The organism is Streptomyces sp. AM25 (assembly GCF_058146165.1).
The window spans coordinates 141198-152214 of the sequence record NZ_JBKIWN010000019.1; the positions used below are offsets into that span (position 1 = coordinate 141198).

The following is an 11017-nucleotide window of genomic DNA, read 5'->3' on the forward strand; positions in this document are numbered from 1 at the left end:
CGCGTTCGTCTGTCACTCTACGTATATGACGATGACGCGGGGGACGGTCACCGGACTCGACGGTGTCCTGGACGACATGCGGGAACTGGCGGCCGAGTTGCCGCCGACGGACGGCGTGGCCGTCTTCAACGGGGTGTATCTGACGGTCACCGAGGAAGTGGTGCGCCGGCTGGATTCCGGCGCCTTCCCGGACCGTGCGGCGGCCGCCGAGCTCGACGTGCTCTTCGCGGACCGCTATCTCGACGCGGTGCACCGCGAGGCGGGCAGACGTCCGCCCGCCTGCTGGCGCCCGCTGATCCAGATGCGTGGCCACCCCGCGGTGCGGCCCCTGCAGTTCGCCCTCGCGGGCATCAACGCCCACATCGGGCACGACCTCGCCCTGGCCCTGGTCGACACCTGCCGCGCGCTGGACGCCGAACCCTGCGCGCTCGAAGGCGACTTCCAGCGCGTCGGCCGGCTGCTCGTCGCCCTGGAGGAGCGGATCCGCGAGGAACTGATGCCGGGCCCGGATCTGCTGGACGTCGCCGATCCGCTGACCCACCTGCTGGGGTCCTGGACGCTGGAGGCGGCCCGCGGCGCCGCCTGGTCCGCCTTCCGGGCCCTGTGGGCCCTGCGCGAACTCCCCGACCTGGCCGAGGAGTTCACGGAGCGCATCGACGCGAGCGTGGGGATGGTGAGCCGGTGTCTGCTCACCCCGCTGGGCTGAAGCGCCCGGCCCCGCTCCCCGCGTCAGTCCTCCGGCAGCTCGACCGGGGCGATCTCGTCGTACACGTCGCCGGGGCCGGGGTTCGTCCCGTCCGTCGCACCGCCGAACTGGTGCATCACGCCCCACACGGCGTTGAGCGCGGTCTGCACGGCGCCCTCGGCCCAGCCGGCCGTCCAGGAGATGTCGTCACCCGCGAGGAAGATGCCCCGCTTGTCCTCGGGCAGCCGGTCCTGCATGAAGTGGGTGAACAGCCGCCGCTGGTAGCGGTAGTGGCCGGGCAGGTTCGCCTTGAACGCGCCCATGAAGTACGGCTCGTTCTCCCAGGAGACCGTCACCGGGTTGCCGATGATGTGCTTGCGGATGTCGACCTTGGGATAGATCTCGCCGAGCGACTTGAGCATGACCTCCATGCGCTCGCCCGCCGACAGCGGCAGCCACTTGAGGCTGTCGTCGCACCAGGTGTAGGAGAGGCAGATGACGGCGGGCTGGTCGGGCCCGTTGTCGAGGAGGTAGGTGCCGCGGGTCATCCGGTCGGTGAGCGTCATCGACATGACGTCCCGCCCCGTGTCCTCGTCCTTGTCGAGCCAGAACGGCCGGTCGACGGGCACGAAGAGCTTGGACGACTCCATGTAGTGCGTCCGCTCCATCGCCGTCCAGTGGTCGATGGGGAACAGCTCGTCGTCGCACTGGATCTTGGACAGCAGCATCCAGGACTGCGCGGTGAAGATCGCCGCCCGGTAGGAGCGGATGTCACCGTCCGCATCGGTCACGGTGATGCGGTTGCCCGACGTGCGGTGCAGCCGGGTCACGGCCGGGCGGTGCGCGCCGCCGTGCAGGGAGGACAGCGACGTGCCCTGCGGCCAGTGGATGATCTTCTCGGGCTCGCGCTCCCACAGCCGCAGCGGGAGCTGCTGGCTGCCGCCGACGATGCCGCGGTGGTGGTCGTCCGCCTCGGTGTAGACGACGCGCAGGATCTCCAGGATGGAGTTGGGGAAGTCGGTGTCCCAGCCGCCGGTGCCGAAGCCGACCTGGCCGAAGATCTCCCGGTGCCGGAAGGACTTGAAGGCGGCGGAGTCGCAGAGGAAGCCGTAGAAGGTCTGGTTGTCGAGCTTCTCCACCAGCTTCGCCCAGATCTCGCGGATGCGCGGCACGTCGCGCTCGCGCATGGCGCGGTTCATGTCGGAGAAGTCCGCGCCCTCCTCCAGGCAGGCGTTCCATGCCTCGGCCACGTCGCGGTAGACCTGCGGCAGGTCGTCGATGGTCTCGGCATAGTGCGACTCGCCCTTGAGGTCCACGACGGTCGAAGGGGTGGCGGGGGCGAGGGGGTTGGGGAAGGGCGTGGTCTCCAGGCCGACCAGGTCGATGTAGTGCTGGAAGGCGGTGGAGGAGGGCGGGAAGCGCATCGCGCCCATCTCGGCGGTCAGGTCGCCGTCGCAGCCCTCGAAGCCGACGGTGCGCAGCCGCCCGCCGATCTGGTCCGCCTCGTAGACGACGGGCTTGAGCCCCATCTTCATCAGCTCGTACGCGGCCACGATCCCGGAGAGCCCGCCGCCGATCACGGCGACCTCGGTGCCGTGCTCGGTCGCCGGTATCTGGCCGAGGCCCGCCGGGTGGGCGAGGAAGTCGTCGTAGGCGAAGGGGAAGTCCGGGCCGAACATGGTGATCGGCGGCTCGACCGGCCGGCCGGACTCGTGCTCGTCGTGGGCGGCGGTGGGCACCGTGGACGTCATCGGCTGGACTCTCCTACTGACAGGGGGTGTTGGGGAGGGGGTGGCGGGCGGGGTGCCGCGGGGGTCAGCGCAGCGCGCCGTACAACTCCGGGCGCCGGTCGCTCAGATAGGTGTTCTGGGCACGCGAGGTCGCGAGCAGGGCCGGGTCCACCTCGGTGAGGAGCAGGTCCTCGCCGGCCCCGGCCCGGGCCCGTACGGTTCCGTCGGGTGCGGCCAGGCAGGACAGCCCGGCGAAGGGGAAGTCGCCTTCGTCACCGCAGCGGTTGGCGTAGGCGATGTAGAGCTGGCTCTCCCAGGCGCGGGTCGGCACGACCGTCTGCGGGACGATCTCGAACGGGCGGGCCAGCGCCGTCGGGACGAGCAGCAGGTCGGTCCCGGCGAGCGCGTGGGCGCGCACGGCCTCGGGGAACTCGACGTCGTAGCAGATCATCAGGCCGAGGCGGATGCCGTCGAGTTCGGCCTGGACCACGAGCTCCCGGCCGGGGGCGAAGTGGGCGTTCTCGTAGTCGCCGAAGACGTGCACCTTGCGGTAGTTGGCGAGCCGGGAGCCGTCCGGGCCGAAGAGCTGGAAGGAGTTGAAGACCGTGTCGCCGCCCCGCTCCGGGTAGCCGTAGCCGACGGCCAGCCCGTGCTCGGCCGCGATCCGGGAGACGGCCTCGGCGCCGGGTCCGTCGGCGGGTTCCGCGAGCTCGGCGAACCGGGAGCCGACAGCGTACCCGCTCAGGTACAGCTCATTGGCCAGCAGCAGCCGGGCGCCCCCGTCGGCCGCCCGGCGGGCGGCGGCGGCGAGGGCGGTGATGCTGTCGGCGGTGGAGGACGGAACGCCGCCGGGGCCCTGGTACAGCGCGATGCGCAGCGGCTTCATGCGGCGTCCTCTTCAACTGATCGGGCGGGGAGGCCCTGCGAGACAAAGTTTCGTTAAACGCCTTGACGGTACGGGCCGGTAACAGGGGCGGACAAGGCGCCGATGTTGCGTTTCGTCGGCGTATTCATTGCGCGTTTCTGCAGCATTGCAGCGATTCGTTGCACGCCCCGCCAGGGCCTGTCCGATGGGTCAGTGCGGGCCCCACGGCGTCCGGTGCTGGGGGCACCTCTGGGGGCACCCCCAGCGGTAGCTGGGGGAGGTAGCTGGGGGAGCGTCGCAAGGCGGAGCATCATCCGCGTACTGGGCGTACTCGGGTGATGCGACAACGCGGCGAGGTGCCGTGCCTGGGGGCACCTCCTGGGGGCACCCCCAGCGGTAGCTGGGGGAGCGTCGCGGGGTCTGTGCTGACCCATCGGACAGGCCCTAGCGTGGGCGCGTCGGTCGGACGACTGGGGGTTGACATGACGGAGGACACGGCCGGAACGACGATCAAGGTGCGACCACCGGAATTACGGAAAGGTGCGGTGATCGCGCAGTCCCTGGACAACCAGTGGGTCACTGCACGGCTGACCAGAGAAATGGTCAGAAAAGGCCGGTCCTTGAAGGACGTCGAGAACATACGCGGGAGGGAGGTCCGGGCGGAGTACTTCCGCAGCCTCATCAACACCCGCCAGGTCGTGGTCAACCGGGTGTTCTTCTACAACAACCGGGCCATGAGCCGGGACCTCCTGGAAGGGGGCGCCGCACGCCGCGCCCACCAGCAGCTGCTGGCCGAAGGGGCGCTGGTGCCCTACCTCCTCCACGAGCGGGAGCCGGCCGACCGGCCGCGCGGCGTGGACGTCGACGAGGAGGGGTTCGCCGCCTGGCAGGACACCCTGGAACAGATGCCCGCGGGTGCGCACACCACCTGTGTGCGGCTCTCGTGGGACGACCGGGAGAACGCCGACACCACCAGGAACGCCCTCTTCAACCCCTTCGCCGCCCGCGTCCAGGGGCTGACCGCCAAGGACATCCCGCTGCTGGCGTCCCAGGTCGGGGTCCCGGAGCGGCGGGTGCCGCGGTTCGCGGAGAAGATCGGCGAGGTGGTCCAGCTGAGCAACGAGCGCCGCACGCACGATCAGCTCGTCACCCGCAACGTGCTCTACGAGGAGTTCGTCTCCGCACCGGGCCTGCCGGTGTCCGACGGGAGGTACGACGGGGCGAAACCGTTCGCCGGGGAGATCAAGCAACTGCTGGACCTCATCTACAACGTGAACCTCGCCGACGCCCTGGGCATGTACCCGCTGACCCCGTCCGGCAGCCTGCGGCGGGTCGCCCTGCAGGAGTGGCGGGATCTGCGCACCGCTCCGAACGGGACGATCACGGACCCGGAGCAGCTGCTGCTGTTCCTGCAGCGCCAGGTGTTCTCCACGGTGCAGGACCGGCTCGCCCTCACCCCGTCCACGGTGGACGCCCTGGCTCTCGAGGACATCGTGTCCCTGCGGCAGAGCGCGCCGTGGCACCGCTACATGGAGGCGTTCGACGCCCTCATCGCCGACCCGGCCGCCTTCCACGAGCGCGCGGGGCTGGTCTTCGACCGCTACGTGCGGCTGAACTCCGAGATCGTGCGCCTCGCCGGGGCCCGTTACGCCCAGCGGGCCCGGGCCAACAAGTGGTGGCCGGTCCTGGAGATCGTCATCACCATCGGCGGCAGCGTCTTCTCCGCGATCACGGGGAGCGAGGCGTGGTCCGTCACCGGGGAGATAGGGGCCGCGACGGCCAAGTACGGCGGATCCGTGCAACTGGTGCTGCGCAACCGGCGGGAGGGACGTCGCGAGCAGAAGTTCGCCCGCGAGATGGCCTCCGTCCGGTTCGACAGCACGCGTGAGTGGGAACAGTTCCACAGCATGGTGCGGCAATTGCCCGGATACCAGGAGCAGGACCGCCGGGCGGCCGCCACCAGTTCGGCCACCGTCCAGGACGAGTTCGTGGACTACTGAAGGTCGTGGACCACTAGTGGACCACTGAGAGCCCGTGCGAGGAGAAGCCGTGACCCCCTACGACCGCCTGCGCGCCGCGCGCCCGGAGCTGTTCGGGAACTCGCCGGGCGGGATCGAGATCCTCGTCGATCCGGCCTGCATCGAGGAGGCGCGGCGCAGCGTCGGTGCGGGCACGGACGAACCGGTCGGCGTCGTCTACGCCGACCGGTTCGTGACGGTCGTCCGCGACGCGGTCCGCTTCCCCGGCGGTGCGCTGGGGCTGTACGTGCGGCTGGTGCCGACGGCGGCGAGCCCCGGCGCCGTGGTGCTGCCGCTGATCGGCGCCGACGGCGTCGTGCTCGTCGAGCACTACCGGCACGCCACCCGCCGCTGGCACTGGGAGGCGCCGCGGGGCATGGGGGCCGCGGGGTCCACCGGCGCGGCGAACGCCGTGCGCGAACTGGAGGAGGAACTGGGCGCGGAGGCCGAGGAGTTGATCCCGCTGGGTGCGCTGCACCCCGACAGCGGGCTGCTCGGCGAGCAGGTCGAGCTCTTCGCGGCCCGCATCCGCGGCACGGGCGCCCTGGACACGGCCGAGGGCATCCGGCGGACGAGCACGGTGCCCTGGCGCACGGCGGAGGAGATGATCGCGTCCGGCGCCATCACCTGTGCGTTCACGATCGCGGCGTTCACCCGGGCCCGGCTGAAGGGGCTGCTCGCCTGAGGGAACCGGAGATCTTGCTGGTAGCGTCTCCCGGGTTTTGATGATGCGTCACCCTCGTGACGCCGGAACGGGGAGAACGACCACGTCATGATGGGCCACTCACACGCCGTGAGCGGTGCGCTGCTCTTCGCGGGCACGGCACCGTACCTGCCGCAACTGGTCATGCACGCGCATCTGGCGCCGCAGGAAATACTGATGGGCACGGTCCTGTGCGCCGGCGCCGCGCTGCTGCCGGACCTCGACCATCACGACGGGACCATAGCCAACTTCCTCGGACCCGTGTCCAAGACGCTGTGCCGCTTCGTGGCCTGGGCCTCCGGCGGCCACCGGCACGCCACGCACTCGCTGTTCTTCGTGGCGCTGATGACGCTCGGCAGCTGGGCCGGAGTGACCTTCCTGGGGCGGCCGTTCACCCTGGTCATGACGTTCTTCCTGCTGGCCCTGGCCGTCCGGGCGCTCAACATCTGCCCGCCCGGACACGGCTTCCACGCCTGGGGCACCATCGTGGCGATGGCCGGCATCGGCACCGCGGTGATAGCCAAGTTCATCCCCTCGGCACCTGGCTGGCTGCCGTACGCCGTCGGGCTGGGCTGCGTGGCCCATCTGCTGGGCGACTCGATCACCAAGCGGGGCGCGCCCTGGCTGTGGCCGATCAAGACCCGCTACGAAATAGTGGTGATCAAGTCCAGCGGCAACCGGCTGGAGACGGAGATCCTCACCCCGATCATGGGTGTGGCGACCGTCGCCCTGCTGTGGTTCACGGCGCTCTCGCCGAGCGCCGCGAACTGACCTCCGCAGGAGGTCAGGACGGCGCCCCGGAGCTGAAGCGCCGCAGCAGCGGGGAGAGGACGAGCACCGACTTCGTCCGTTCGACGAACGGCTCGCCCGCGATGCGTTCCAGGACGCGCTCGAAGTGCCGCATGTCCGAGGCGAAGATCTGGACGATCGCATCGGCCTCGCCCGTGACCGTGGAGGCCGAGGCGACCTCCGGGTAGCGGGACAGCCCCCGGTGGATCGCCTCGGGCGAGGTGTTCCGGCGGCAGTAGAGCTCGATGAACCCCTCGGTCTCCCAGCCGAGGGCGGCGGGGTCCACGCGGACCGTGAACCCCGTGATGGCGCCCTCGGCACGGAGCCGGTCGACGCGCCGTTTGACGGCCGGCGCACTCAGCCCGATCTCCGCGCCGATGTCGGCGTAGGAGCGCCTGGCGTCTTCGGCCAGGGCGTGCACGATGCGTTCGTCGAGCTCGTTCAGTCGCACTGCGGGTGGATCACTTCTCTAAGAGGGCCTGCTGTAGTGAGAAGTAGATCACGGACGGCGCAATCGCGACATCGCAGGCCTACTCCGCAGCAGCCGGCTCCACGGCGGGTTCCTCCGCGGACTCGCGCTCGAGCCGTGAGGACTTGCGCCCGTAGAAGAAGTAGATCAGCAGGCCGACGGCCATCCAGGCGCCGAAGACCTCCCACGTGACGACGTCCAGGCTGCTCATCATGTAGAAGCACAGCGCGAAGCCGATGGCCGGGAAGAGCGGGCTGAGCGGCACCCGGAAGGTGCGCTTCATCTCGGGGCGGGTGCGCCGCAGCACGATGACGGCAACGTTGACCAGCGCGAAGGCGAAGAGGGTGCCGATGCTGGTGGCGTCGGCGAGCTGGCCCAGCGGGACGGCGGCCGCGAGGACGCCGCAGAACAGGGACACGATGACCGTGTTCGCCCGCGGGACGCCGCTCTTGGCGTGGACCTTGGAGAAGACCTTGGGGACCAGGCCGTCGCGGGACATGGCGAAGAGGATGCGGGTCTGGCCGTAGAGCACGGTCAGCACGACGCTCGCGATGGCGATGACGGCACCGGCCGCCAGCAGCACGGCCCAGAAGTCCTGGCCCGTGACGTCCTTCATGATCCCGGCGAGGGCGGCCTCGGTGCCCTCGAACTTCTTCCACGGCAGGGCGCCCACGGCGACGGCCGCGACGAGGCAGTACAGCGCGGTGACGATGATCAGCGAGAGCATGATCGCGCGCGGCAGGTCGCGCTGGGCGTCCTTGGCCTCCTCACCCGCGGTGGAGGCGGCGTCGAAGCCGATGTAGGAGAAGAACAGCGAGGCACCGGCCGAGCTCATGCCCGCGACGCCGAGCGGCATGAACGGGGCGTAGTTGCCGGCCTTGACGCCCTGGAAGGCGACGCCGCAGAAGAGCAGCAGCGCGGCGATCTTCACCACGACCATGATCGTGTTCGCCCGGGCGCTCTCCTTGGCCCCGCCCAGCAGGAACACCATGCACAGCAGCACCACGATCAGCGCCGGCAGGTTGAAGATGCCGCCGTCGCCCGGCGGGTTGGCCAGCGACGCGGGGATGGTGACCCCGATCGTGCCGTCGAGCAGCTCGTTCAGGTACTGCCCCCAGCCCACGGCGACGGCCGCGACCGAGACGCCGTACTCCAGGATCAGGCACCAGCCGCAGATCCAGGCGACGAGCTCGCCCAGGGTGGCGTAGGAGTACGAGTACGAGGACCCGGAGACCGGGATCGTGCCCGCGAGCTCGGCGTAGGACAGGGCCGAGAACAGCGCCGTGATGCCCGCGATGACGAACGAGACGATGACCGCGGGACCGGCCTTGGGCACGGCCGTGCCGAGCACGACGAAGATGCCGGTGCCCAGCGTGGCACCGATGCTGATCATCGTCAGCTGCCACATGCCGAGCGACCGGCGCAGGCTGCCGCCCTCGCCCTGGCCGCCCTCCGCGACCAGGCGTTCGACCGGCTTGCGTCGCATCAGTCGGGCACCGAAACCGGCGGGCGCCTGCGGGGTGCGCGCGTCGTCGGTGGCGGGGGGCGCTGTGCCGTGGTCCAACACTGGGTGGCTCCTTATCGCTGCCGGTGGAGGGCGCGGGCGAACAGCGGTCACCCACGGGTGCACCGACAGGGCAGAGCTATCCCGTAGCAGGGGGTACCGCCGAGCAAGCGGTACCCGCCACTCCACGTTCTGCGCAGACCTTACGAGGTGATGACCTGCGCTCGTAATGCACCATTATTGCGTATGGCCGTTCGATCATTGCGTGGGGTGCTTCGAAACGGAAGATCATTGCACCCCGCATCAGGAATCGGTACAGGCTGAGCAAAAAAGCGAACCAAAAAGGGGCGCGACCCGGAAACCGGGCCGCGCCCCTCAAGGGCACTGCGGGACTGCTGCAGGACTACTGCCAGCTGGCGTGCAGCGGCTTGCCCTCGGCATAGCCGGCGGCGCTCTGGACGCCGACGACGGCACGCTCGGCGAACTCCTCCAGGGAGCCGGCGCCGGCGTAGGTGCAGGAGGAACGGACACCCGCGATGATCGAGTCGATCAGGTCCTCGACGCCCGGGCGGACCGGGTCGAGGAACATGCGGGAGGTGGAGATGCCCTCCTCGAACAGACCCTTGCGGGCGCGGTCGTAGGAGGACTCCTCGGAGGTGCGGTTGCGCACGGCACGAGCCGAGGCCATGCCGAAGCTCTCCTTGTAGAGACGCCCGTCGGCGCTCTGCTGGAGGTCGCCCGGGGACTCGTAGGTACCGGCGAACCAGGAGCCGATCATGACGTTGGAGGCACCGGCGGCGAGCGCCATGGCGACGTCGCGCGGGTGACGGACGCCACCGTCGGCCCAGACGTGCTTGCCGTACTTCTTCGCCTCGGCGGCGCACTCGAGCACCGCGGAGAACTGCGGACGGCCCACGCCGGTCATCATGCGGGTGGTGCACATGGCGCCCGGGCCCACACCGACCTTGATGATGTCGGCGCCGGCCTCGATGAGGTCGCGCACACCCTCGGCGGCGACGATGTTGCCCGCGACGATCGGGACCTGCGGGTCCAGACCGCGGACGGCCTTGACCGCAGCGATCATGCCTTCCTGGTGGCCGTGCGCGGTGTCCACGACGATGGTGTCCGCACCGGCCTCGAGCAGGGCCTTGGCCTTGCCGGCCACGTCGCCGTTGATGCCGACGGCGGCGGCGATGCGCAGCTTGCCGTTCGCATCCACGGCCGGGGTGTAGAGGGTCGCGCGCAGGGCGCCCTTGCGGGTCAGGATGCCGACGAGACGGCCGTCCTTGTCCACGGCGGGGGCGAGCTTGCGGTGGGCGGCGTCGAGCTGGTTGAAGGCCTCGCGCGGGTCGATGTCGGCGTCGAGGAGCAGCAGCTCCTTGGACATGACCTCGGACAGCTGGGTGAAGCGGTCCACGCCGGTCAGGTCGTGCTCGGTGACGACGCCGACCGGGCGCTGCTCCTCGTCGACGACGACGCCGGCGCCGTGGGCGCGCTTGGGCAGCAGGGACAGCGCGTCGGCGACGGTCTGCACCGGGCTGAGCACGATGGGGGTGTCGAGCACGTGGTGACGGCCCTTGACCCAGGAGATGACCTCGGTGACGACCTCGATCGGAATGTCCTGGGGGATGACGACGATGCCGCCGCGGCGGGCGACCGTCTCGGCCATGCGGCGGCCGGCGATCGCGGTCATGTTGGCGACCACGAGCGGAATGGTGGTGCCCGTCCCGTCCGGGCTGGACAGGTCCACTCCCTGACGGGAGCCGACCGCGGAGCGGCTCGGCACCATGAACACGTCGTCGTACGTGAGGTCGTACGGCGGCTTCTGGTCGTTGAGGAAACGCATACTGGCTCTCTCACCTGCGGTTTTGAGTACAAAGCGGGTGGGGAGTCAGCACCGAACCCGCACCGGATCGGGCTGAGGTTCCTGGACCCATCATCCATGATGTCGCCGCGTACTGGCCAATGGGAGTCGCATTCTGTGACTTCCGCCAGGCCCCGCATGTCCGGTCTGTACCTTCAGCCGAGGCCCCGGAGACCCGTTGGTCCGGGGCCTCGGACGATCTCGCGCCCTACAGTCCGGCGGCCTGCTTCAGTGCCTCGACGCGGTCGGTGCGCTCCCAGGTGAAGTCCGGCAGCTCCCGGCCGAAGTGACCGTACGCAGCCGTCTGCGCATAGATCGGACGCAGCAGATCCAGATCACGGATGATCGCAGCCGGACGCAGGTCGAAGACCAGACCGATCGCATTCTCGA

General features: G+C 69.9%; 10 protein-coding genes. 4 read left to right on the forward strand and 6 right to left on the reverse strand.

Features of this window, described 5'->3' with window-relative positions; all coding sequences use genetic code 11:
• The first annotated feature begins 25 nt into the window (after positions 1-25).
• Positions 26-706 carry a DUF5995 family protein gene (locus ACLHRZ_RS25640; RefSeq protein WP_490420869.1) on the forward strand — a complete coding sequence of 227 codons (681 nt, stop codon included), beginning with the start codon at positions 26-28 and terminating at the stop codon, positions 704-706.
• 23 nt (positions 707-729) lie between these two features.
• Here the strand turns inward: ACLHRZ_RS25640 and ACLHRZ_RS25645 are convergent, their stop codons facing one another.
• Entirely contained in the window at positions 730-2436 is a 1707-nt protein-coding gene (locus ACLHRZ_RS25645) for a flavin monoamine oxidase family protein (RefSeq protein ID WP_490420870.1), read from the reverse strand.
• A 64-nt stretch (positions 2437-2500) separates the two neighbouring features.
• Complete coding sequence (locus ACLHRZ_RS25650; RefSeq protein WP_490420871.1) at positions 2501-3301, reverse strand: carbon-nitrogen hydrolase family protein; 801 nt, start codon at positions 3299-3301, stop codon at positions 2501-2503.
• A 461-nt stretch (positions 3302-3762) separates the two neighbouring features.
• Between ACLHRZ_RS25650 and ACLHRZ_RS25655 the strand changes: the two genes are divergently transcribed.
• The 3 genes from ACLHRZ_RS25655 to ACLHRZ_RS25665 all read left to right on the forward strand — a co-directional run bounded on the left by ACLHRZ_RS25655 (position 3763) and on the right by ACLHRZ_RS25665 (position 6772).
• Positions 3763-5280, forward strand: coding sequence for a hypothetical protein (locus ACLHRZ_RS25655; protein ID WP_490420872.1), 1518 nt, complete (start codon positions 3763-3765; stop codon positions 5278-5280).
• A gap of 49 nt (positions 5281-5329) precedes the next feature.
• Complete coding sequence (locus ACLHRZ_RS25660) at positions 5330-5983, forward strand: NUDIX hydrolase (protein WP_490420873.1); 654 nt, start codon at positions 5330-5332, stop codon at positions 5981-5983.
• 87 nt (positions 5984-6070) lie between these two features.
• Positions 6071-6772 carry a metal-dependent hydrolase gene (locus ACLHRZ_RS25665; RefSeq protein ID WP_490420874.1) on the forward strand — a complete coding sequence of 234 codons (702 nt, stop codon included), beginning with the start codon at positions 6071-6073 and terminating at the stop codon, positions 6770-6772.
• A gap of 13 nt (positions 6773-6785) precedes the next feature.
• On the opposite strand, the gene ACLHRZ_RS25670 is transcribed toward ACLHRZ_RS25665, so the two are convergent.
• The 4 genes from ACLHRZ_RS25670 to ACLHRZ_RS25685 form a co-directional block, all read right to left on the reverse strand.
• Positions 6786-7241 (reverse strand): Lrp/AsnC family transcriptional regulator, encoded by a 456-nt coding sequence (locus ACLHRZ_RS25670; RefSeq protein ID WP_126913291.1) that lies wholly within the window; start codon positions 7239-7241, stop codon positions 6786-6788.
• Between the two features lie 79 nt (positions 7242-7320).
• Positions 7321-8826 carry an amino acid permease gene (locus tag ACLHRZ_RS25675; protein WP_490420875.1) on the reverse strand — a complete coding sequence of 502 codons (1506 nt, stop codon included), beginning with the start codon at positions 8824-8826 and terminating at the stop codon, positions 7321-7323.
• A 340-nt stretch (positions 8827-9166) separates the two neighbouring features.
• Entirely contained in the window at positions 9167-10609 is a 1443-nt protein-coding gene (locus tag ACLHRZ_RS25680) for a GuaB1 family IMP dehydrogenase-related protein (RefSeq protein WP_490420876.1), read from the reverse strand.
• A gap of 226 nt (positions 10610-10835) precedes the next feature.
• Positions 10836-11017: methionine adenosyltransferase domain-containing protein (locus ACLHRZ_RS25685; protein WP_490420877.1), on the reverse strand; the 182-nt coding region annotated here is incomplete at its 5' end.